We start from the raw sequence: 22,220 nt of genomic DNA, 5'->3' as shown, positions 1-22,220 counted from the left end.
ACACTCGCCTAAAGCACTCGGGCAAATAGGCCAAAAATTCGAGTTTGCCCGCAAGATAGCCAACTTTAGACCATTTTTTTGGGTTTTTCGGCAACTTTCCCCAGGGCATACTATGGCTAAAATTCTTCTCCTGCACGGCCCCAACCTCAACCTGCTCGGCAGTCGCGAGCCGCATATCTACGGCGCCGCCACCCTTGCGGAAATCAATCAGGCCGCCGAGCGCCAATGTGATGCTGCAGGCCACCAGCTGGAAACCCTCCAGAGCAATAGCGAGTCTGCCTTGGTGGAACGCATCCACTTAGCCGCCAATACCAGCGTGGATTTCATCGTAATCAATCCCGCCGCCTACACCCACACCAGCGTGGCTTTACGAGATGCTTTAGCGGGCGTTGCCATACCGTTTATCGAGTTACACCTTTCCAATCCTCATGCCCGCGAGGCATTTAGGCACCATTCCTATCTATCCGATTTAGCCCGTGGTGTGGTGTGTGGCTTCGGGCCACACAGCTACACCCTGGCACTTCAGGCGGCCATACACCAACTGGGTATGGCGTCTCAAAATCAATGAATCAAACCTGCGAGTGAAAGAACTATGGATATCCGCAAAATTAAAAAACTAATTGAGCTGCTCGAAGAATCGGATATCGGCGAGCTGGAAATTAAAGAGGGCGAGGAATCGGTGCGTATCAGCCGCGGGGTCAGCGGTGCAAATCAACCGGTTGCTCCAATTTACACGGCTCCAATGGCCCCGGCACCTGCTCCTGTTGCACCTGCCCAAGCTGCACCAGCCCCGGCGGCGGTAGAAAAAGAATCCAAACCAACGATCAGCGGCCATGCGGTGAAATCCCCGATGGTGGGCACTTTTTACGCAGCTCCCAGCCCCGGCGCCGAGCCCTTCGTCAAAGTTGGTCAGCAGGTTAAGGTCGGCGACGTAGTGTGCATCGTTGAAGCCATGAAAATGATGAACCAGATCGAAGCCGACAAGGCCGGTACCATCGATTCCGTTCTGCTCGAAGATGGCCAGCCGGTAGAGTTCGATCAGCCGCTCGTGACCATCGTCTGAGTGGGGTAAGTCACTATGTTCGACAAAATCCTGATCGCCAACCGCGGTGAAATCGCCCTGCGGATTTTGCGCGCCTGCAAAGAAATGGGCATCGCCACAGTTGCGGTTCACTCTTTGGTGGACCGCAATCTCAAGCATGTACGCCTGGCCGATGAATCTGTCTGTATTGGTCCCAACCCCTCGCCGCAGAGCTACCTGAATATTCCTGCCCTGATTTCCGCTATGGAGATCACCGATGCAGTAGCCGTGCACCCAGGCTACGGCTTCCTCGCAGAAAACGCGGACTTCGCCGAGCAAGTACAAAAAAGCGGCTTCACTTTTATCGGCCCAGACCCGGATGTCATTCGCCTGATGGGCGACAAGGTATCCGCCATCGCCGCCATGAAAAAGGCAGGCGTCCCCACCGTACCCGGCTCCGATGGTCCCCTACCCGAAAATAGCGAGCGCTGCCTAGAAATAGGCGAAAAAGTCGGCTATCCAGTCATTATCAAGGCCGCCGCCGGTGGCGGTGGTCGCGGTATGCGTGTCGTGGAGCGCGCAGAAGACCTGATCAACGCTATCGCTGTTACCAAGTCTGAGGCTCAAGCTGCCTTCGGTGATGGCACCGTATACCTCGAGAAATTTCTGCAGAACCCACGCCACGTCGAAGTCCAGGTAATGTCCGACGGACAGGGTAATGCCATTCACCTAGGGGATCGCGACTGCTCCCTGCAGCGCCGTCACCAAAAAGTACTAGAAGAAGCTCCAGCTCCCGGAATCCCCGACGCCGTGCGTGAACAGGTACACGAATCCTGCGTGCAAGCTTGTATCGATATCGGCTACCGCGGCGCCGGCACTTTCGAGTTCCTCTACGAGAATGAACGCTTCTACTTTATCGAGATGAACACACGTATTCAGGTTGAGCACCCTGTTACTGAAATGGTGACTGGCGTAGACCTGATCAAGGAACAGATTCGTGTCTGTGCTGGAGAGAAGCTCTCTCTCAAGCAGGAGGATATTGTCGTTCGCGGGCACGCCTTTGAGTGCCGTATCAATGCGGAAGATCCCCAGACTTTCTTCCCCAGTCCCGGCAAGGTCAACAACTTTCATATGCCCGGCGGCCTGGGTGTGCGGGTCGATTCGCACCTCTACTCGGGTTATACGGTTCCCCCCAACTACGACTCGATGATCGCCAAGTTGATCACCTACGCCGAGGACCGCGAAACCGCACTGGCACGCATGCGCGTAGCCCTATCTGAGCTGGTTATTGATGGCATCAAGACCAATATCCCCCTGCAGGAGGATCTGGTACGCGATGAGGCCTTTGCCAAGGGTGGCGTCAATATTCACTACCTGGAGAAGAAGTTGGGACTCTAACCCTCGCCAGCCAGGGCAAAGTTGGAGAGAATTGCGGCCACAATACGATGATGCCGAACGCCAGGGATGGCGGCGGACATCGCAAAAGTAGGGTGGCCACTCCACCCAATAGCAGTTACTCACCACGGAATCCCTATGCCCTGGCTACAACTCCGCGTCGACACCGATCGTGCCCAAGCGGACAAAATTGAAAATGCACTGCTTTTTGCCGGTGCCGTATCCGTTACCCTGCAAGACAACGCAGACCAACCCATTCTCGAACCCGGACTCGGCGAAGTACCCCTGTGGGATCAAACACGGGTTACCGGTCTATTCGATGCCGAGGTCGACACTGCTGTCACTGAGGCCAAAGCCGCTTCCTTCCTTTGCGAACTCCTACCCAATGCCCGCTGGGACCAACTTGAGGATAAAGACTGGGAACGCGAGTGGATGTCTCACTATAAACCCATTCAGTGCGGCGACAACTTGTGGATCTGCCCCAGCTGGTGCGAGCCGCCTCAACCGGAGGCGGTCAACCTGCTACTGGACCCTGGACTCGCCTTCGGCACCGGCACCCATCCCACGACCTACCTGTGCTTGCGTTGGCTGGCACAAGAGCCCTTGCAGGATAAGAGCGCCATCGACTTTGGCTGTGGTTCCGGCATCCTTGGCATCGGCGCCTTGCTACTCGGAGCCAAATGCGCCATGGGGACCGATATCGATCCACAGGCTCTGATTGCCAGTCGCGACAACGCGGTGCGCAACGGCATAGATCCTCAGCGCTTCCCAGTCTATTTGCCAGAACAGATGCCTCAGGAAGCCGCCGATCTCATGCTAGCCAATATCCTTGCCGGCCCATTGGTAGAGCTCTCCAAGCAGCTGATTGCGCTGACCAAAATCGGCGGGCGTATCTGCCTGTCCGGTATCCTCGCCTCCCAGGCCGAACAAGTAAAAACTGCCTACTCAGACCAGATCGATTTCGATGAGGATGCGGAGCACGAGGGTTGGGTACGCCTGAGTGGTACCCGTATTCGCTAAATACGCTAGCCAGTACTACGCGGGGACCGGGCAGACTGATAAACTTGAGCGCAAAATAAACTGCGCCATAGTCGAATGTCTCAACTGGTAACCCGCTGCCCCCATTGCAGCACCTCATTTCACGTTAATGACCAGCAGCTGCGCGCTGCCCGTGGCGCTGTGCGCTGTGGTTCCTGCCTGCAAGTTTTCCGTGCAGATGAGAACATTGTCTTTAATGACAATGGCCCCGACACACGCAGTGATCTGGAAACTCTTCTGGAAGACGATGACTTCCTGATTCATGACGATATCGAGCTGGAAGACGACGATCCGGCGGATGCGGATAAGGCAGCCCCCAACAGCGCCAATGCAAAGCAGCCTCCCATCGATTTTGAAGCCGGGGGACCCGCAGAAGACACCCAGCTTGAAGCACCACCAGCGAATTCCGAGAACCTCATTGGTGACGCATTTGGCGATAACGAGTGGCAGGAGCTACAAGAAGAAAACCACCACGAGGAAACCCAGGAGGAAGACCTAGAGTCGGTACTCAAACCGGATTGGGACGATGTACCCGACTTCGATAACAGTACTACAGGCAATAGGGTTGACACCGATTATGACAATCGGGACACCACCCATAAAAACGATAGCCTCAATGACCTAGATCCCTGGGAACAGCCCCTAAAGGCGCAAACAACTGCCACAGAGCCCAGCGATCTAAAATCAACATCCGAGACGCCCCCTAGCTCCGAAGAGATATTCCCTACGTCCCAGCCTGAGGCAAGTGGTCAACGCAGGGAGCCTTACTTTGCCACAGAAGCTGAGGACACTCCTGAGCCGCAGGCCGAGCCCGCTCGCGAACAGCTGATCTCCGCCATTCAACCTGCCCCGCTGGAAATGAGCTGGGGTGCGACACCATCGAAGAAAGCGGTGAGCCCCTGGCTGTGGCGACTTCTCCTGCCAGCTTTGGTAATTTTACTGTTGCTTCAAGTGGGCTACTTTCAGTTCGACCGTCTCAGCAAGCAGCAACCATGGCGCAATATTTACGCTGTGGCCTGCCCACTATTCGGCTGTACTCTCCCCCCATTACGCGATGCCAAAGCGATCCAGGCCTCCAACCTGATGGTGCGCAGCCACCCCCAGTTGGAGGGCGCCCTGATAGTGGACGCTGTGCTGCTAAATACAGCGCCCTACCCCCAGGCGTTTCCTAATTTGCTGTTAAATTTCAGCGACCTGAAAAATAAAGCGGTAGCGAGTCGCCGCTTTAGTCCCCAAGAGTATTTACAAGGGGAGTTGGCTGGGCGCAAGCTAATGCCTCAGGGCAGCCCTATTCACATTGCCATTGAGGTGGTCGATCCAGGGGCCGAGGCGGTGAACTACGAGATGAAAATCGCTCCTTGAGGAAGGTTTGAGCGCCAAGACATTGGTCACTCTGGCGTGCAAAGCCACTAAAATTGACCACTCTGCAAGCTAAACGCACAGGGATCGATCGATTTGCCCGCTTTTTCGCTTTGCCAACGCCGGGGCAGTCGTTATCATAGGCGGCCTTTTTGCCTGGGCCCAGAACGCCCTTCCAAAGCCCAAACGGAGCTACCGTGTCTATTGCTATAGGCCCCTACATTATCGACAACCCGGTAATCTTGGCGCCAATGGCCGGAGTTACTGATCGCCCCTTCCGTCAACTGTGTCGCCAACTCGGCGCCGGGCTGGTGGTATCGGAGATGGTGACCTCAGACACGCGTCTGTGGAATAGCCGCAAGTCACGACTGCGTCTGGACCACGGTGGTGAGGCAGCTCCCATATCGGTACAAATTGCCGGTGGTGATCCCGAGATGATGGCTCAGGCCGCTCGGGAGAACGTGCGTCGCGGCGCGCAAATCATTGATATAAATATGGGCTGCCCGGCAAAAAAAGTGTGTAAGAAAGCGGCGGGCTCCGCCCTGCTGCGGGATGAAAAGCTGGTTGCGGATATATTGCAGGCCGTGGTCCAGTCTGTCTCCGTCCCGGTGACGCTTAAGATCCGCACCGGCTGGTGTACGGATTCCCGTAATGGCGCCACCGTTGCTCAAATGGCCGAGGATGCTGGTATCGCTGCTTTGGCGGTTCACGGTCGCACTCGTGCCTGCGGCTACCACGGACAGGCTGAATTCGATACCATTGCCGATATTGTATCCAGGGTAGCAATCCCAGTTTTTGCCAACGGCGACATAACCGGTGCCGATAGAGCCCGCGAGGTGCTCAATTACACTGGTGCTGCGGCGGTCATGATTGGCCGTGCCGCACAGGGACGACCTTGGATTTTTCGGGAGATAGCCCACTACCTCGCCACCGGCGAGCGGCTGCCCGAACCAACATTGGACGAAGTAAGAAAAATACTGCTCACCCACTTGGGTGAACTGCACCGATTCTACGGTGAGGTGATGGGGGTCCGTATCGCCCGCAAACACGTGGGCTGGTACTTGAAGACACTCGCGGACAGCGAGTCCTTCCGCAAGACCTTTTTCCAAATAGAGAGCGCAGAAGTACAACATGCCAGCGTTCACGAGTGGTTTGAACGCCGAATAACGAGAGGGGCACAAGCGGCATGAATAATGAAGTATTGATTCCGGATACTGGCAGCGAAGAAGTATCCTCCAGGGGGCAGACGCAGCTGGCACAGCCGCAACAACAGTCCCTGCGCGATGCCGTTGAGCACGCGATGGAGAACTATTTCCGCCACCTGGATGGCCAGATGGTTACCGATGTCTATGACATGGTGCTGTCGGAGATCGAAGCGCCCATGCTCGAAGTGGTGATGAAATATACTCGCCACAACCAGACCCGCGCCGCGCAATTACTGGGTCTCAACCGTGGCACTCTGCGCAAGAAGCTGAAGCGCTACGGACTGCTGTAAGCTTCCCACCGAGAGAAATTCTGAAGGGGGATGAGGTAACTCATCCCCCTTCGCTATTTTCCCGGCAGCAATTTTATTCGTTGCCGCAGAGAACAACCCGCATAAACCCTTTAAACATCTTTTCCGAAAACCAGTTGGATCTAGTGCAATGACAGACAAGGTTTCCATCCGCCGCGCTTTAATTAGTGTCTCTGACAAGAGTGGCATCGTAGAGTTCGCCCAACAGCTCTCCGCAATGGGCGTAGAAATCCTCTCCACCGGCGGCACCCACCGCCAGCTCAAAGAAGCCGGAATTCCCGTGGTAGAAGTTTCTGACTATACTGGCTTCCCCGAGATGATGGACGGTCGCGTCAAGACGCTGCATCCGAAGGTACACGGCGGTATTTTGGGGCGCCGTGGCACCGATGACGCCATCATGGGCGAGCACGGTATCACCCCCATCGATATGGTTGTGGTCAACCTCTACCCTTTCGCTCAAACCGTAGCCAAGCCTGACTGTTCCCTTGAGGACGCTATCGAGAATATCGATATCGGCGGCCCCACCATGGTTCGCGCAGCAGCCAAGAACCACAAAGATGTCACTATCGTGGTCAATGCCAGCGATTACGGCAGCATCATCGAGGAAATGAAAGCTAACGACGGTGCACTGAGCCACGCCAGCCGCTTTGACCTGGCGGTAAAAGCCTTCGAGCACACGGCGGGCTATGACGGCGCTATCGCCAACTACCTGGGTGCCATTAAAGGCGAGGAAAAGCAGCTGTTCCCGCGCACCTACAACAGCCAATTTATCAAGAAACTGGATCTGCGCTACGGTGAGAACCCGCACCAGAAATCCGCTTTTTACACCGAAGCCAACCCGGCTGAGGCCAGCATTTCCACTGCCACCCAGCTGCAGGGTAAAGAGCTGTCCTACAACAATATCGCCGATACCGATGCCGCGTTGGAGTGTGTTAAGTCCTTCGAGCAACCCGCTTGCGTGATCGTTAAACATGCCAATCCCTGTGGTGTGGCAATTGCTGAAGATATTCACAAGGCCTACGACCTGGCTTTCGCCACCGACAGCGAATCCGCCTTTGGCGGTATCATCGCCTTCAACCGCGAGCTGGATAGCGCCACTGCCCGCGCGATCATCGAGCGCCAGTTTGTTGAAGTGATCATCGCACCGTCAGTCTCCGAAGAGGCAAAACGGGTTGTTGCCGAGAAGAAGAATCTGCGCTTGCTGGTATGCGGCCAGTGGAGCAACGAGCGCTCCCCGGCACTGGACTACAAGCGCGTTAATGGCGGCCTGCTAGTCCAGGACCGCGACGACGGCCTGATCACCGCTGCCGACCTGAAAGTAGTCTCCAAGCGCCAGCCCACTGAAGAAGAAATCCGCGATCTGTTGTTTACCTGGAAAGTGGCCAAGTTTGTAAAATCCAATGCCATCGTATACGGCAAAGACGGTCGCACTGTCGGTGTAGGCGCAGGCCAGATGAGCCGTGTAAACTCCGCGCGTATCGCCGCGATCAAGGCCGAGCATGCCGGCCTCGCCGTTGCAGGGTCCGTGATGGCCTCCGACGCTTTCTTCCCCTTCCGCGATGGTATTGATAACGCCGCCGCTGTCGGCATCCAGGCGGTTATCCAGCCCGGTGGCTCCATGCGCGATGAGGAAGTGATCGCCGCAGCGGACGAGCACAATATGGCCATGGTCTTTACTGGCATGCGCCACTTCCGCCACTAAACCGGCACTCTCCACGAAGCCCTCTCTCGCTTCAAGGAGATTCGTAGCAGTGACGCATCCTCTGCGTCACTGTTATCGAGTAGTTCCCAGCGCCCACTATCAAAGAGGCGCCTATTGCAGGCGTGTAACACCACCTGCAACGATTCCGCGCTAAACTAGCGCACCTGATACCTGTCCAATGGACCCAAGTGGTCGACTTAGGGGGATTTAAGAATGAATGTATTAATCATCGGCTCAGGTGGCCGCGAGCACGCCCTGGCGTGGAAAGCCGCACAAAACCCCAAAGTGGGTACTGTGTTTGTAGCACCAGGCAATGCCGGCACCGCCCGCGAAGGCAAAGTGCAGAATCTGGCTATCGGTGTCGACAACTTCCCCGCTTTGGCGGACTTCGCCGAGGAAAACGGCGTGGAACTCACTATCGTCGGCCCCGAAGCGCCACTAGTTGACGGCATTGTAGATTTCTTTAACGGGCGAGGCCTCGCCATCTTTGGCCCCAGCAAAGGCGCTGCACAACTGGAAGGCTCCAAGGCCTTCACCAAGGATTTCCTTGAGCGCCACAAAATCCCCACCGCCGCTTATCGCAATTTCACCGAAGTTGAACCAGCCATCGAATATATTCGTGAGCGCGGAGCGCCCATCGTAGTCAAAGCCGATGGCCTCGCCGCTGGTAAAGGCGTCATCGTCGCCGAGACCGAGCAACAGGCCGAGCTGGCTGTGCGCGATATGCTCTCCGGCAACGCCTTTGGCGACGCTGGCTGCCGAGTAGTGATCGAGGAATTCCTGCAGGGTGAAGAAGCGAGCTTTATCGTTATGGTAGATGGGGAGAATATCCTGCCCATGGCCACCAGCCAGGACCACAAACGCGTCGGTGACGGCGATACTGGCCCCAATACCGGCGGCATGGGTGCCTACTCCCCGGCACCGGTAGTGACCGACAGTGTTTATCAGCGCATTATGCAAGAAGTGATTGAACCCACAGTAACAGGCCTCGCCGCTGAGGGTACGCCATATACCGGGTTTCTCTACGCTGGCCTGATGATCGATCCGCAGGGTGCTCCCAGAGTGATCGAGTACAACTGCCGCTTCGGTGACCCCGAAACCCAGCCTATTATGATGCGTCTGAAATCCGACCTGGTAGATCTGTGCCTGGCCGCACTGGACAAAAAGCTCGATAGCGTGACGGCTGAATGGGACCCGCGCCCATCACTTGGAGTGGTATTGGCCGCACATGGCTATCCCGGCAGTTACCGCAAGGGCGATGCCATTAGTGGGCTTGAGAAAGCTGACAGCGATAATGCCAAAGTCTTCCACGCTGGTACTGCCCTGGACGGCGAACGTGTGGTCACCAATGGCGGCCGCGTACTCTGCGCCACCGCATTGGGCGACACTGTCGCCGAAGCTCAGGCCAATGCCTATGAAGCTGCCCGCGCCATCTATTGGGAAGGTGTCTTTTACCGGAAAGATATCGGTTATCGCGCGGTCGAAAGAGAACAGACTAGTAGCGATAAGTAGTTTTACCCAGCATGGCGGTAGGGCTGACTACCGCCATACAGAGGAAGTCATAAACATGAGTGAACGCAATTTGAGTGGCCTCGATCACCTGCTGATTCAGGCTGACCGCGCCCTGCGCACTCTGAGTCCTGGCGAGCCCTGTCACGGGCGCCCATCTCCGGCCAAAGGCGAAGCGGAGGCCGAGCTCAGCGATACCGAGCGCAAGCACGCCGCCGGTCTGATGCGGGTCAACCACAGCGGCGAAGTCTGTGCTCAGGCCCTCTACCAAGGCCAGGCACTCACAGCAAAACTGCCCGAGGTACGCGGTGAAATGGAGCGCGCTGCGGATGAGGAGATCGACCACCTGGCTTGGTGTGAGCAGCGCCTCAAAGAACTGGACAGCCGCCCAAGCCTGCTCAATCCACTCTGGTATGGATTGTCATTTGGACTGGGCGCCGCCGCCGGCAAAATCAGCGATCGCATCAGTCTGGGATTTGTCGCAGCGACAGAAGAAAGGGTCTGCGAACACCTGGAGAGTCACCTGCAGAAGCTTCCAGCCCAGGACAAACGCAGTCGCGCCGTAGTGGAGCAAATGCTGGTCGATGAGAGCGAACACGCTCATGCCGCGCTAGCCGCCGGAGGCAAACGTTTCCCAGCACCGGTGAAAGGCGCTATGTCTCTGGTAGCCAAGGTGATGACCTCAGCCAGTTACAAAATTTAAAATATTAATAACCGGTTCGTAAAAATTGACTGGCCCGCTAAAAGCAACCGCTTTTGAGCAGGCCTTTTCTTTATCTGAGTATTGCTTAGACTTCTTCTACTCGATAGCGATGCACGATCTCCACTCCCGCATTGCGCAACATAATTGAAGCAGAGCAATATTTCTCTGCAGATAGCTCCACAGCGCGGGCTACATGGGATTCTTTTATTCCCCGGCCTCGCACAACAAATTCCATTTCAATTCGCTCAAAAGGTGATGGGGTGGTATCCGGGCGAACGCCATTCAATTCGCAATGACAGGAAATAATATCCTGGCGCGCCTTCTGTAAAATGGAAACCACATCATAGGCTGCACAGCCACCAACTCCGAGGAGGATCATTTCCATCGGGCGCACACCGTTATTAGTGCGCCCCCCTTCCATCACTACCGAATTACCACTGCCGGCTTCGCCGACGAAGGTCAAATCATTAACCCAGGTTACCTTGCCCTGCATTGCCATGCTCCCGCTGAAATTCAAGCCGCGAAGCTTAGCACAGAGTACAAGATTATCCTGACAGGCAGAGTATTTCCGGTATAGTGTCCACAACACCTCCGCGCGAAATGTTCGCTACTGAAGTTTCCCCCTTCGTCAGTGAAGGCAATAGCCCGCTTGCAGTCCAATCGCACCCGCGCCAGAGTGTCACAGGTCACACTGCGGAACTTTGCCGCGACCAACCTCTGTTGGGGACTGTTTTTTCGCGCGATAATTCAATAGTGCTCAGCTGCTAAAGCCGGGATAGAGCACGAGACAAAAAATGAGGAATAAATCCGTGACGGTTGCTATCGAAGACCCCATGACTATCGGCAATATTGAAGACTTTCTGGCCCACTGCCACCGGCGACGCTATCCGGCCAAGAGCACGATTATCTATGCCGGCGACCGCTGTGAGTCCCTCTATTTCATTATGCGCGGTTCAGTCACCGTCTTAATCGAAGATGACGAGGGCCGCGAAATGATCGTAGCCTATCTAAACGACGGGGACTTTTTCGGTGAAATGGGCCTATTTGATCAGGACACCCGCAGCGCCTGGGTGCGCACCAAAACCGAGTGTGAGGTTGCGGAAATCTCCTACACCAAATTCCAGGAACTGACTCGTCAGCACCCAGAATTCCTGTTCGCTCTAGCCACACAAATGGCCGGGCGCCTGCGTAATACTACTCGAAAAGTTGGCGATCTAGCCTTCCTTGATGTTACCGGTCGTGTGGCGCGAACCCTTTTAGACCTGTGTAATGAGCCCGATGCGATGACCCACCCAGAAGGCATGCAAATCAAGATCACTCGCCAGGAAATTGGCCGTATTGTTGGATGTTCCCGTGAGATGGTTGGGCGCGTGTTGAAAACCCTGGAAGAGCAGGGCTTGGTGTCGGTCAAAGGTAAAACCATGGTGGTTTACGGCACCCGTTAAATACCTGTCCCAGAGTCAAATACCACAGACACAAAAAAGGGCGATATAATCAATCGCCCTTTTTTGTGTCTGTGATTTTATCTAGCTAACTTTCTAAAACCCCACTAGCACTCAGTTAAACATCTCCATCAATTTTCGTCCCGGTTCTTCCTCGCGCATAAAAGCCTCGCCAACCAAAAATGCATCGACACTATGCCCGCGCATGGCCGCGACATCATCCGTCGTGTGGATACCGCTTTCTGTTACAACAATGCGGTCCTTGGGAATCAGATTGAGCAGTTTAAAAGTGTTCTCCAGCTGTACCTCAAAGGTGTGCAGATTGCGATTGTTAATTCCAATTAGACGGTTGGGGAGAGCCAACGCCCTCTCCAGCTCTGCGCGATTGTGCACTTCCACCAGCACATCCAATCCCAGTTCCAGGGCCAAACCATTGAGTTCCTGCATTTGCTGATCTTCCAGGCAGGCGGCAATGAGCAGGATGCAGTCAGCTCCAATAGCGCGCGCCTCAAACACCTGGTAAGGGTCCACGGTAAAGTCCTTACGCAAAACCGGTAGACGAACCGCGTTGCGCGCCTGCTGCAAATAACTGTCATCGCCCTGGAAAAAATCCCTATCGGTGAGTACCGACAAGCATGCCGCGCCACCTCTCTCATAACTGGTCGCAATTTCTGCGGGAAGAAAGTCCTCGCGAATCACCCCCTTACTGGGGGAGGCCTTTTTGATTTCCGCAATCACTGCGGCTTCACCCTCGGCGATTTTGTATTCCAATGCCGCGACAAATCCCCGCGCCGGTGGTTGGTCCTGCGCGCTCAGACGTATTTCTTCCAGACTGCATTGAGATTTGCGCTCCGCCACTTCCTGCCACTTGCGCTCGATAATAGTTCTCAAAATGGTCGGTGTGCTCACGATTTCACTTCCTCGGGGCGAAAGGCGCTGGTAAAGGCGGCCAGGTCATTGATTTTTTCTGCGGCCAAACCGCTATCGATGGCGTCCTGCGCCATGGCGACACCCTGCTCTGCCGTATTTGCGGTGCCGCTGACATAAATCGCCAGGCCGGCATTCAGGGCGATAATATCTGCAGCTTTTTTCCCTGCCTCAGTTTCACGTTTACCCAATGCGTCGCGAATCAAGGATAGAGACTCTGCGGCACCCGCAACGATCAAGCCATCCAGACTCTGGCGGGGCAGACCAAAGGCTTCGGGGCAGAGAGTAAACTCACTAATAACACCATCTTTCAATTCCACCGCTAAAGTATCCGCGGCGATACTGGCTTCGTCGAGGCCGTCATCGCTGTGCAGGACCAGCACGTGCTCAGAACCAAGTCGTTGCAGGACTTCAGCCAACAAACGACAGTAGCGTTTCTCATAAACACCAATAACCTTGCGCTTAACTCCGGCGGGGTTGGTCATGGGGCCGAGCAGATTAAAAATAGTGCGCAGCCCCAGTGCTTTGCGCGCTGGGCCTACATGACGAACGGCGCTATGGAAACTAGGCGCAAACATAAAGCCGATACCGAGCGTTTCCACACAGCGGGCCATTTGCTCCGCGCTTAAATCCAGATAAACCCCGGCGCGTTCGAGCAAATCGGCGGAGCCACTACTAGAAGACACCGAGCGGTTGCCGTGTTTGGCCACCCTGGCCCCAGCTGCAGCTGCAACAAAGCTACTGGCACTGGATACATTAAATAGATTTGCGCCATCTCCGCCGGTGCCGACGATGTCTACGGTATTCTCAAGGTCGAGTTCAACCTTAGTGGCCAGTGCGCGCATGGTTTCCACCGCACCGACGATCTCGTCGACAGTTTCACCGCGAATGCGCAACGCGATCAGCAAGGCCCCTATCTGCGCTTCCAGGGCTTCTCCGCGCATGATTTGGCCTACAGTCTCACGCATCTCCTCACGGCTCAAATGCTCTCCATCCACCAGCTTGGCGATAGCATTTTGTATATTCATTGTGCCCCCCTTGTCCCGCTCAGTATTGATTGGTGCGAAGCGTAATTAACTGCCCCGCGTTTTGCCCTTCGCATCAGGACTCGAGAAAATTCTTCAACATATCGTGGCCATGCATGGTGAGAATGGACTCTGGATGAAACTGCACGCCCTCTATCGGTAATTCCCGGTGGCGCAGCCCCATAATTTCATCAATCTCGCCGTCAGGCGTCTCCGTCCAGGCGGTAATTTCCAGGCATTCAGGCAAGCTGCCCTTTTCCACCACCAGGGAGTGATAACGGGTGGCCTCGAAAGGATTGGATAGCCCGTGAAACACTCCCAGGTTGTTGTGCACTATAGGCGATGTTTTACCGTGCATAACCTGGCCGGCACGTACGACTCGACCACCAAAAACCTGGCCGATACTCTGGTGACCAAGGCAAATTCCCAAAATAGGGATACGCCCGGCGAAATGGCGAATCGTCTCCAGGGAAATTCCTGCCTCATTGGGTGTGCAGGGCCCTGGTGAAATAACAATTTTCGCCGGGGCCAACTGCTCTATGTCCTCAAGGGTAATTTCGTCATTGCGCTTGACCACAACCTCAGCGCCCAGCTCCTCAAGGTACTGCACCACATTCCAGGTAAAGGAATCGTAGTTATCGATCATCAAAATCATTACTTGGCCCCCATAGCCTGTGCAGTATCGGTAGTTGCTTCCATGCGCTTTTGCAGTCGTGCGAGCGCCGCCTGGGTTGAGCGCAATTCGCGCAGTATTTCAGTTTGACTGGGTGGCAGACACATTTCATCCATTCGACGCAACTTGGCTTCCTCCAGGTTATTGAGCACCACGCCAATAAACAGGTTAATCATGACAAAGGCGCCCATGACCACGAAGCTGACAAAGTAGAGCCAGGCCCAGGGCATTGCATCCATGGCGGTATACATAATGTCGGTCCAATCCTCGAAGGTCACAATACGGAATAGACTCAACAGAGCTATCGGCAGGTTACGCCAATGGGTTGGGTCTATCTCATGAAAGAGAAAGTAGCCCGCCACGCCATAGATATAAAAGATAATTCCCATCAAGATTGCGATGTGCATCATGCTCGGCAAGCTGCGCAGCAGTGTATCCACCAGAGTACGCAGTTCAGGGAAGGCAGAAACCAGTCGCAACACCCGCAGGATCCGTACCAGGCGCGCGAGTGTTGCCAGGGGCCCAGTGGCGGGAATCAAGCTTAAGGCGATGATGGTGAAATCGAAGCAGTTCCAGCCGCTGGCAAAATAACGCCAGGGGCGCGATCCATGAGAAGTTATTTTTATTGCTGCCTCTAAAATAAAAGCAGTCAGTACCAATTGGTTAACAACGCCCAATGCAGTACCAAAACGCTCCATCACCCATATTGAAGTCTCCAGCCCTACCGCCAGTGCATTAACCAGGATCATGCCAATGATCACCTGATTAAACAGGGGAGCTTCGACTATCTGCTGACAACGGGCCGCAAGAGATACTTTTTGAGAAATACTAGCTTCGCTCATTTTGTTCGATCTTTACTTCTACTTCTTTACAACTACTCGCCAGAGCCATGCCCGCCGCACGGAACAACGCCCTAGCCTTATTCATGGTCTCATCCCACTCGGATTGGGGATCTGAATCGGCCACCAGGCCGGCACCGGCCTGGATAAATAACTGTCCGTCCTTAATGACTGCGGTGCGAATTGCGATAGCTGTATCCATATTGCCATTCCAGGCCAAGTAACCCACCGCACCACCATAGATACCACGCTTCTCTGGTTCGAGTTCATCGATAATTTCCATAGCACGGATCTTCGGCGCCCCGGATAAAGTGCCGGCCGGAAGCGCCGCGCGCAGGGCATCCATACCGGTGAGTCCCTCCCGCAACTGACCGGTGACATTGGAGGTGATATGCATCACATGGGAGTAGCGTTCCACCACCATCTGCTCAGTGACCCGCACGCTGCCAGTCGCCGCTACACGGCCCACATCATTGCGCCCCAGATCGATCAACATCAGGTGCTCGGCACACTCTTTTGGGTCTGCCAATAGCTCCTGCTCCAGGGCTTTATCCTCCTCCTCGGAAGTACCGCGACGACGGGTGCCTGCTAGCGGACGCACAGTCATCTCACCCTCTTCCAGGCGTACCAGAATCTCTGGACTAGAGCCCACAACCTGGTGATCCCCCAGGTCGAGGAAATACATATAGGGCGAGGGGTTCAGGCTGCGAAGGGCGCGATAAAAATTCAGTGGCGGGGCATCGAAAGGAGCCGACAAGCGCTGAGATGGCACCACCTGCATAACATCACCGGCGAGGACATATTCCTTTACCCTATCAACGGCCTTCTTGAAATTTTTCTCACCAAAGTGGGAGTGAAAAGCACCCTCCTCGATTCCCTTGCCATCCAGGTCCAGAGGCACTGTATCCGGTAAAGGCCGGGCCAACCTTTCCACCAGTTGATCCAGACGCTGCTGGGCCCGCTCATAGGCATCGGCCTGGGAAGGGTCCGCATGCACAATAAAGATAACCGCACCGGCGAGGTTGTCGAACACCACCAGCTCATCACTGACCATCAGCAGGATATCCGGATTACCCAGGCTATCCTGCGGCATACTGTGCGCTAAGCGCGGTTCAATATAGCGCACACAGTCATAGCCAAAATACCCAACCAAGCCACCATTAAAACGCGGCAAATTGGCAAGTTCCGGTACCCGATAGCGCTGCTGGAACAGCTCGACAAATGCCAGCGGATCGCGCTCGGTATAGCTTTCTATCACCGCCCCGTCACACTCCACCGTAACCTCGTTGCCACGCACCCGAAGCAGAGTTCTGGCGGGCAATCCAATAATGGAGTAGCGCCCCCATTTCTCCCCGCCCTGTACCGACTCCAGTAGGTAACTGTAGCGGCCTTCGGCAAGCTTCAGATAAGTGGACAGGGGGGTTTCAATATCCGCCAGCACACGGCGCACTAGCGGTATACGGTTATAGCCCGCAGATACAAGTTGGGCGTATTCACTAGGGGTCATAGAGACTCCGATCTATTGGGTATTTTTCTTGTTGGCGCCAAAGTATAGGCGGCACCCACGGGAGAGGTGGCCGAACGGTATTGTTGACCAGTTGGCCTCAGCGGATCAGTGGCGCCATCGCCAACTGCTGGATGTGGGGATAGTGTGATTCACGGAAATTCCCTCTGTGCAGGCGCACAAGTTTACAAATCCCGTATGCGGCGGGCAAGGGGCTGCCCGCCAAGTTTTTCTCAGGACAAGCTTTCGCGCATAGCACCGATCACTTCAGCGTAGTCGGGGGCATTGAAGATTGCAGAGCCTGCAACAAAAGTATCCGCGCCGGCTGCGGCAATCTCCGCAATATTGTCACGGTTGACCCCGCCATCGATCTCAAGGCGAATATCGTAACCAGAAGCGTCGATCAACTGGCGCGCCTCGCGCAGTTTTTCCAGAGTGCCCGGAATAAACTTTTGCCCACCAAAGCCAGGGTTGACTGACATCAACAAAATCATATCCAGCTTGTCCATCACATACTTGGCCGCATCCAGTCCTGTGGCTGGGTTAAAGACCAAACCGGCCTTACAGCCAAGACTGCGGATCAACTGTAGGGAGCGGTCCGGGTGTCGCGAAGCCTCGGGGTGGAAAGTAATATAACTTGCGCCCGCATCGGCAAACATGCGAATCATATCGTCTACCGGCTCCACCATCAGGTGCACATCAATGGGCGCCTCGACACCATGCTTGCGCAACGCCTGGCACACCATTGGGCCGATGGTTAGGTTGGGCACATAGTGGTTGTCCATCACATCGAAGTGCACCCAGTCAGCACCAGCGGCTAACACATTGTCCACCTCTTCACCAAGGCGGGCAAAGTCGGCGGAAAGAATCGAGGGGGCAATCTTGTAATCTGACATCATTATTTCCTTCAGTAACTCAATTTTCCGCGCTCAGGCGGCAATGCAGGTTTTCCAGGCGCTCGGGGGTGCCCACATCACACCAGTCCCCAGGGTATAAGTCCGCCTGTAGTTTGTCCTCATTGAAAGTAAAGACCTCGCCAAGGCCGAAGCATTCACGCACTTTGGGATAGCGGGTTAACACCTCGGGGCGCAGCCAACTGATACCGGCAAAGGTATAGCGGGGCTTGGCAGTCCCAGACAACAGGCCATTATCAATTCCGAAGTCTCCTTCGGGGTTATGTGGAGGATTTGGCACCATAAGAAGTCGGCCGGGGCAACCCTTAGGTAGGGGACGATTCACCCACTGCGAAAGATTAAAGTCACACCAGACATCCCCATTAACCACAAAGAATGGGCCCTCTCCCAGCAGCGGCATCGCGTTGAGAATACCCCCTGCGGTCTCAAGGGGTCGGTCTTCTTGCTCCACAGAATACTGGATATCGAGCCCCCAGCGATCACCACTCCCCAGGTAATCACGAATCATATGGCCCAAATGGCCCAGGTTGATCACTACCCGTTGAACTCCCACAGCCTGTAGACGCTCAAGCACATGCTCAATGAGCGGCTTGCCCGCCACAGACAACAAAGGCTTGGGGGTTTGGTCAGTAAGGGGGCGCATTCTACGCCCAAAGCCCGCAGCCAAGACCATAGCGGTAGTTGGGGCTATCTCAGTGAGCTGAGTCATTCAATTCATCTATCAGTTTTTATACAGCTTATTAGTGCTATTCACCGGCATAGCGATAATCACTGTACCAAGGCTGCTGCTCTATAAGCGGAAGTAGCTGTTGCTCAAACCACTGCGCAAACGGCTGGAGCTCCTCATAGCGCCCAGCAGTTTCCAGTACATAGCGTATCACCAGCGGCAAATCCCCTAGGTAGTTCTGCTTGCCATCGCGCAATGATAGACGTGGAAAAAGGCCCAGCACTTTAATGTGACGCTGGAGCCCCATCCAGTCGAACCAAGTTAAGAACTCTTTAGGCTCGACAGGTTCCAGCACCCCAGCAGCTTCTGCAGTAGCGGCATAGGCTAAAGCCCAGCGCTCGACCCGCTGGCGTGGCCAGCGGATATAGCAGTCTCGCAACAGAGAGACCAAATCGTAGGTAATCGGTCCCCACACGGCATCCTGGAAGTCCACGATTCCAGGGCGCTCACCTCCACGGATCATTAAATTACGGCTGTGGTAGTCTCTGTGCACCAGAGCTTGCGGTTGGCCTGCAGCACTCTCCAGCAACCGCTGAAAGGTCTCTTGCAGCCGGCGGTTTTCTACTTCACTCAGAGAGTAGCCGAGTAACTTGCCTACCAGCCACTCGGGCATAATACGCATCTCTGTCAGCAATAGTTCCCGGTTGTAATCTGGAAACAAATCCTCTGTACGAGGTATCTGCTGGAGACTGAGCAGCTCACTCATTACCTCCGCATAGAGCCCCTCGACACTGTCATTACTCAGCACATCGAATAATTGGGTATCACCCAAGTCTTCCAATAGCAGGTACCCATTGGCTGTATCAGCTGCTATTACCATGGGGGTGTGCACACCATTGCGCCGCAGATAATCGGCAACTGCTACAAATCGGGCCGGGTTAGTACACTCAGGTGGAGAATCAACAGCGATTAAACTGGGCTCGGTAGAAGTGCGGAAATAGCGCCGAAAGCCCGCATCCCCGGCAAGGTTGGCCAAGTCTGCTGGAAATTCAATTTCCAGAGCCTTACCCACCCAAAGAGCCAAAGCCTCTTGTCGCAGGTCATCACTCACAGTACACCCTTCATTTATTGTTCGGCCCATCAATGATTCTTTCTATCGCGGCAGTTTCCCATTAAGCAGCTCGTATTGAAACCCTGCCCCAGGGAGCTTGAAGCGACTATAACACTCTCGCCTCTTACATCCGTACCATCTGTGCGGCTATTAACCACTTCTACATTCAAGTAGAATCGGGCGATAATTTTTTGCGCGCCCCGGCTGGATAGCTGTCGCACGCATCTGCCGATACAAGAAACACCAAAGAATAGCCGGAACCTATCGATTGATGCTTGAAGTCTCCCGGTGGCGTCGCCTCGCTCTAGCAATAGCTCAGAATCCACGAGCCCACTCTCTAGCCCTCGGTTTGTTGGCCGCGCACCCTATATGGACTCATGCGGACCAAACCGCCGTAGATCCCGAATACAACCCCTACCTGTACTTAGACTGGTTACCACGTTCTGAATTGACCCCTGAGGAAAGCGCCAGAGTACCGGCGATTTGCTCCGGAGCCTTTATCGAACCGCCTAGGGATTACCCCGATGCCAACTTGCCCCCTGAAGACGCGCCACTACGTGCCACAGCCGAGCAGTCTCGCATCCTCGATGACGGATCTGCCGAATTAATTGGCAACGTCCATATCACCCAAGGCTATCGCCAATTATTTGCCGATGAAGTAACCCTCAACCGCCAGACCAACACCGCTTTCCTAAGTGGTGCTATCGAACTGCGCGAACCCAATTTACTCGTTCGGGGGGACTCGGCAGAGGTTCACACCGATACCGAAGCGGCCTCCATTGAGGACGCAACATACGTTGTACACGACGAATTTATTCATGGTGACGCCGCCCAAGTCGCACGTCAGACCAGTGGTGAATTGACCCTTACCGATGGCACCTATACCCGCTGTGAGCCGGGCCGGGCTTTCTGGCGCCTGAGTGGCGGAGAAATCAATATCGATCAAGTGGAGAGCCAGGGAACCGCTAGGGATGTACGCCTGGAGATACTGGATGTTCCCGTACTCTATTTCCCGTATTTTCGCTTCCCGGTGGGCGATGCGCGCATGTCGGGCTTCCTTTTTCCTTCTCTAAGCAACAGCGATAAGAATGGCTGGGACCTATCTGTTCCGTATTACTGGAATATCGCCCCGGAGATGGATGCGACCATCACTCCACGCTATATCCAGTATCGCGGCACTGGTCTGGAAGTAGAATTCCGCCACCTAAGCCCCGTGTTCAACACCGAAATACGCCTAGCCGATCTCCCTAATGATAAGGGCGGCAATAGTGATCTCGCCCAGGAATTGATTGACCGGGGCTTCCCTGAAGACCTGGTCCTGCCCTACAAAGGGGACGATCGCTGGTTAGTGAACCTAGAACAACAGGGTGGTTATAGCGGCAGTATCTGGCGTACCGACATCGACTACACCAAGGTGAGCGATCCCGACTATTTTCGCGATTTAAGTACCGCCAACCTTGATATCAACGCGGAAACCCAGGTTAGCCAAAAAGCCCAGGGTAGACTCACTTTTGAAAACTGGGCAATCAGCCTTCGTGCCCAGGATTACCAAGTGTTGGAAAATGATCGTTTCGATACTTTCGCCCAGCTGCCTCGGCTAGATGTGGATGGCAATTACCGCTGGGGTGACTGGCAACTAGCCTTGCAAAATGAAGCCACTGTATGGCGGCACCAGGACACTCAGACGATCAGGTTTATTAGAGATATTGATGACCCCGACAGTGTCACTGAGCTAACAAGAGACTTTATCACCGCAGACCGCCTGCGCCTGGACTATGAGCTTTTTTGGGATAAAGAATGGCTGTGGGGCTACTTTAAGCCGGGTTTGGCAGGTCGCTATCTGGGTTATCAGGTCAGCGACACCTTCTTGCCAGAAGGTGCCAACGACACGCCAAGCGCCTCCGCCGCCCAGCTTACCCTGGACACCGGCCTCTACTTCGAACGTGATGGCTTCGCCTTTGATCGCGACTATATCCAGACTCTGGAGCCACGCCTATACGGACTACTCAGTAGTAACGCCAACCAGGAAGGTTTCTTCGATATTACTGGGGATGACATAAACGATATAGGCCCCATCGACCCCCAAAGTAATAACTTACTCTATGACACTTCGCTGTTCACCTTCAGCTACGATCAGCTATTTCGCCACAGCCGTTTTACCGGCAATGATCGTATTGACGATGCAAGTAGGGTTGCTCTGGGGCTAACCACCCGCTTTATTGAGCCTATTAGTGGCCGTGACTTGCTGTCTGCAAGTGTCGGCCAGGTTTTCTACTCCAGCGATACCCAGATTGGTCTGCGCGAGCTTATCGAAGAAACCCCGCGCTCTGAGCTTGCCGCCAGACTGGAAAGCCGCCCAATTCAATCCCTACGTATTGGCAGTGAGCTGGTCTACGATGACACAGAGCACAATGTCAACCGCGGCAACTTCAGCTTGCGCTACTTTGATGATGAAGCGCGTATTTTTAACCTCAGTTACTACTATAAGCGTGACAATGTCACATTTATCAATAAGGACGGTGTTGAGCAGGTCGGCCCTACGCGCCAGCTGAACAGCTCCACTGTACTGCCTATCAACACGCACACTTCTATAATGGCTGGCGCAGCTTACGATTTGTCATTGAACCGGGAACTGGAATACCTGGCAGGTATCGAATATGACGACTGCTGCTATCGTGCGCGCCTTTTATGGCGCCGAACCCTGGACAATGACCTAGCCGGTGTTGTTAGAGCTGAAGACCTCCAATACGATGAAGGTATCTACCTCGAAATACAACTGAAGGGTCTAGCAGGATTTGGCGCAACGGTCACTCAAATGCTAAGCCAAGGAATTGCCAATTTTGATCAGAGAGAAAAGCTGAAACCGTGATGAAAATAA

21 protein-coding genes are annotated in these 22,220 nt (G+C 54.7%); 12 read left to right on the top strand and 9 right to left on the bottom strand.

The genetic code is table 11. The annotated features are described in order from the left end of the window. Positions 1–112 precede the first annotated feature (112 nt). The 10 genes from aroQ (at position 113) to coq7 (ending at position 10,240) form a co-directional block, all read left to right on the top strand. Complete coding sequence (gene aroQ / locus ACJJIB_RS03720) at positions 113–568, top strand: type II 3-dehydroquinate dehydratase (RefSeq protein ID WP_444883656.1); 456 nt, start codon at positions 113–115, stop codon at positions 566–568. 24 nt (positions 569–592) lie between these two features. Further along, positions 593–1,063 carry an acetyl-CoA carboxylase biotin carboxyl carrier protein gene (gene accB, locus ACJJIB_RS03715; RefSeq protein WP_252084375.1) on the top strand — a complete coding sequence of 157 codons (471 nt, stop codon included), beginning with the start codon at positions 593–595 and terminating at the stop codon, positions 1,061–1,063. 15 nt (positions 1,064–1,078) lie between these two features. Beyond that, a complete protein-coding gene (gene accC / locus ACJJIB_RS03710) occupies positions 1,079–2,419 on the top strand; it encodes an acetyl-CoA carboxylase biotin carboxylase subunit (protein WP_444883654.1) in 1,341 nt (446 codons plus the stop codon). A gap of 135 nt (positions 2,420–2,554) precedes the next feature. Further along, the gene (gene prmA / locus ACJJIB_RS03705; RefSeq protein WP_444883653.1) at positions 2,555–3,436 is read left to right on the top strand and encodes a 50S ribosomal protein L11 methyltransferase; all 882 of its coding nucleotides are present in this window, start codon (positions 2,555–2,557) and stop codon (positions 3,434–3,436) included. A gap of 75 nt (positions 3,437–3,511) precedes the next feature. Continuing rightward, positions 3,512–4,816: a DUF3426 domain-containing protein gene (locus ACJJIB_RS03700; protein WP_444887929.1), complete on the top strand. Its 1,305-nt coding sequence runs from the start codon at positions 3,512–3,514 to the stop codon at positions 4,814–4,816. Positions 4,817–5,064: 248 nt separating this feature from the next. After that, complete coding sequence (gene dusB / locus ACJJIB_RS03695; protein ID WP_444888901.1) at positions 5,065–6,003, top strand: tRNA dihydrouridine synthase DusB; 939 nt, start codon at positions 5,065–5,067, stop codon at positions 6,001–6,003. Continuing rightward, positions 6,000–6,308 carry a DNA-binding transcriptional regulator Fis gene (gene fis, locus ACJJIB_RS03690; protein ID WP_152451046.1) on the top strand — a complete coding sequence of 103 codons (309 nt, stop codon included), beginning with the start codon at positions 6,000–6,002 and terminating at the stop codon, positions 6,306–6,308. Before dusB ends, fis begins: the two co-directional genes overlap by 4 nt. Positions 6,309–6,456: 148 nt before the next feature. Next, entirely contained in the window at positions 6,457–8,028 is a 1,572-nt protein-coding gene (purH, locus tag ACJJIB_RS03685) for a bifunctional phosphoribosylaminoimidazolecarboxamide formyltransferase/IMP cyclohydrolase (RefSeq protein ID WP_444887928.1), read from the top strand. Positions 8,029–8,241: 213 nt separating this feature from the next. Beyond that, on the top strand, positions 8,242–9,540 hold the full coding sequence (gene purD, locus ACJJIB_RS03680; RefSeq protein WP_444887927.1) for a phosphoribosylamine--glycine ligase: 1,299 nt from the start codon (positions 8,242–8,244) through the stop codon (positions 9,538–9,540). A gap of 55 nt (positions 9,541–9,595) precedes the next feature. After that, a complete protein-coding gene (gene coq7, locus ACJJIB_RS03675; RefSeq protein WP_444883649.1) occupies positions 9,596–10,240 on the top strand; it encodes a 2-polyprenyl-3-methyl-6-methoxy-1,4-benzoquinone monooxygenase in 645 nt (214 codons plus the stop codon). Positions 10,241–10,325: 85 nt separating this feature from the next. On the opposite strand, the gene ACJJIB_RS03670 is transcribed toward coq7, so the two are convergent. Beyond that, on the bottom strand, positions 10,326–10,733 hold the full coding sequence (locus tag ACJJIB_RS03670; protein ID WP_252084368.1) for an OsmC family protein: 408 nt from the start codon (positions 10,731–10,733) through the stop codon (positions 10,326–10,328). Between the two features lie 301 nt (positions 10,734–11,034). Between ACJJIB_RS03670 and crp the strand changes: the two genes are divergently transcribed. Further along, a complete protein-coding gene (gene crp, locus ACJJIB_RS03665; RefSeq protein ID WP_051089460.1) occupies positions 11,035–11,685 on the top strand; it encodes a cAMP-activated global transcriptional regulator CRP in 651 nt (216 codons plus the stop codon). Between the two features lie 111 nt (positions 11,686–11,796). On the opposite strand, the gene trpC is transcribed toward crp, so the two are convergent. The 8 genes from trpC to ACJJIB_RS03625 form a co-directional block, all read right to left on the bottom strand. After that, on the bottom strand, positions 11,797–12,594 hold the full coding sequence (gene trpC, locus ACJJIB_RS03660) for an indole-3-glycerol phosphate synthase TrpC (RefSeq protein ID WP_444888900.1): 798 nt from the start codon (positions 12,592–12,594) through the stop codon (positions 11,797–11,799). Further along, positions 12,588–13,637: an anthranilate phosphoribosyltransferase gene (gene trpD, locus ACJJIB_RS03655; RefSeq protein WP_444887926.1), complete on the bottom strand. Its 1,050-nt coding sequence runs from the start codon at positions 13,635–13,637 to the stop codon at positions 12,588–12,590. Before trpD ends, trpC begins: the two co-directional genes overlap by 7 nt. Positions 13,638–13,710: 73 nt before the next feature. Next, a complete protein-coding gene (locus tag ACJJIB_RS03650) occupies positions 13,711–14,289 on the bottom strand; it encodes an anthranilate synthase component II (RefSeq protein WP_444887925.1) in 579 nt (192 codons plus the stop codon). Continuing rightward, entirely contained in the window at positions 14,289–15,149 is an 861-nt protein-coding gene (locus tag ACJJIB_RS03645) for an ion transporter (protein ID WP_252084365.1), read from the bottom strand. Before ACJJIB_RS03645 ends, ACJJIB_RS03650 begins: the two co-directional genes overlap by 1 nt. Continuing rightward, a complete protein-coding gene (gene trpE / locus ACJJIB_RS03640) occupies positions 15,136–16,653 on the bottom strand; it encodes an anthranilate synthase component I (RefSeq protein ID WP_444887924.1) in 1,518 nt (505 codons plus the stop codon). Before trpE ends, ACJJIB_RS03645 begins: the two co-directional genes overlap by 14 nt. Before the next feature lie 230 nt (positions 16,654–16,883). Next, on the bottom strand, positions 16,884–17,546 hold the full coding sequence (rpe, locus tag ACJJIB_RS03635; protein ID WP_252084363.1) for a ribulose-phosphate 3-epimerase: 663 nt from the start codon (positions 17,544–17,546) through the stop codon (positions 16,884–16,886). A gap of 19 nt (positions 17,547–17,565) precedes the next feature. Further along, the gene (locus tag ACJJIB_RS03630; RefSeq protein ID WP_444887923.1) at positions 17,566–18,273 is read right to left on the bottom strand and encodes a nucleotidyltransferase family protein; all 708 of its coding nucleotides are present in this window, start codon (positions 18,271–18,273) and stop codon (positions 17,566–17,568) included. Positions 18,274–18,310: 37 nt separating this feature from the next. Then, positions 18,311–19,372: an aminoglycoside phosphotransferase family protein gene (locus ACJJIB_RS03625; protein WP_444887922.1), complete on the bottom strand. Its 1,062-nt coding sequence runs from the start codon at positions 19,370–19,372 to the stop codon at positions 18,311–18,313. Between the two features lie 241 nt (positions 19,373–19,613). Here ACJJIB_RS03625 and ACJJIB_RS03620 point away from each other — a divergent pair, with 241 nt between their 5' ends. Continuing rightward, entirely contained in the window at positions 19,614–22,211 is a 2,598-nt protein-coding gene (locus ACJJIB_RS03620) for an LPS-assembly protein LptD (protein ID WP_444887921.1), read from the top strand. The last annotated feature ends 9 nt before the right edge of the window (positions 22,212–22,220 follow it).

This window comes from Microbulbifer mixtoriginis (SeqCode), assembly GCF_052467705.1.
The sequence above is the reverse complement of the archived record's forward strand: the minus strand, read 5'-3'. Positions and strand labels throughout refer to the sequence as shown.

Coding starts and splice junctions, on each gene's coding strand:
- purH (WP_444887928.1), top strand. CDS start 6,457: ATGACAGACAAGGTTTCCATCCGCCGCGCTTTAATTAGTGTCTCTGAC.
- rpe (WP_252084363.1), bottom strand. CDS start 17,546: ATGTCAGATTACAAGATTGCCCCCTCGATTCTTTCCGCCGACTTTGCC.
- dusB (WP_444888901.1), top strand. CDS start 5,065: ATGGCCGGAGTTACTGATCGCCCCTTCCGTCAACTGTGTCGCCAACTC.
- ACJJIB_RS03645 (WP_252084365.1), bottom strand. CDS start 15,149: ATGAGCGAAGCTAGTATTTCTCAAAAAGTATCTCTTGCGGCCCGTTGT.
- ACJJIB_RS03650 (WP_444887925.1), bottom strand. CDS start 14,289: ATGATTTTGATGATCGATAACTACGATTCCTTTACCTGGAATGTGGTG.
- trpE (WP_444887924.1), bottom strand. CDS start 16,653: ATGACCCCTAGTGAATACGCCCAACTTGTATCTGCGGGCTATAACCGT.
- accB (WP_252084375.1), top strand. CDS start 593: ATGGATATCCGCAAAATTAAAAAACTAATTGAGCTGCTCGAAGAATCG.
- ACJJIB_RS03700 (WP_444887929.1), top strand. CDS start 3,512: ATGTCTCAACTGGTAACCCGCTGCCCCCATTGCAGCACCTCATTTCAC.
- aroQ (WP_444883656.1), top strand. CDS start 113: ATGGCTAAAATTCTTCTCCTGCACGGCCCCAACCTCAACCTGCTCGGC.
- prmA (WP_444883653.1), top strand. CDS start 2,555: ATGCCCTGGCTACAACTCCGCGTCGACACCGATCGTGCCCAAGCGGAC.
- fis (WP_152451046.1), top strand. CDS start 6,000: ATGAATAATGAAGTATTGATTCCGGATACTGGCAGCGAAGAAGTATCC.
- trpD (WP_444887926.1), bottom strand. CDS start 13,637: ATGAATATACAAAATGCTATCGCCAAGCTGGTGGATGGAGAGCATTTG.
- accC (WP_444883654.1), top strand. CDS start 1,079: ATGTTCGACAAAATCCTGATCGCCAACCGCGGTGAAATCGCCCTGCGG.
- ACJJIB_RS03620 (WP_444887921.1), top strand. CDS start 19,614: ATGCTTGAAGTCTCCCGGTGGCGTCGCCTCGCTCTAGCAATAGCTCAG.
- ACJJIB_RS03625 (WP_444887922.1), bottom strand. CDS start 19,372: ATGGGCCGAACAATAAATGAAGGGTGTACTGTGAGTGATGACCTGCGA.
- ACJJIB_RS03670 (WP_252084368.1), bottom strand. CDS start 10,733: ATGCAGGGCAAGGTAACCTGGGTTAATGATTTGACCTTCGTCGGCGAA.
- ACJJIB_RS03630 (WP_444887923.1), bottom strand. CDS start 18,273: ATGACTCAGCTCACTGAGATAGCCCCAACTACCGCTATGGTCTTGGCT.
- crp (WP_051089460.1), top strand. CDS start 11,035: ATGAGGAATAAATCCGTGACGGTTGCTATCGAAGACCCCATGACTATC.
- coq7 (WP_444883649.1), top strand. CDS start 9,596: ATGAGTGAACGCAATTTGAGTGGCCTCGATCACCTGCTGATTCAGGCT.
- purD (WP_444887927.1), top strand. CDS start 8,242: ATGAATGTATTAATCATCGGCTCAGGTGGCCGCGAGCACGCCCTGGCG.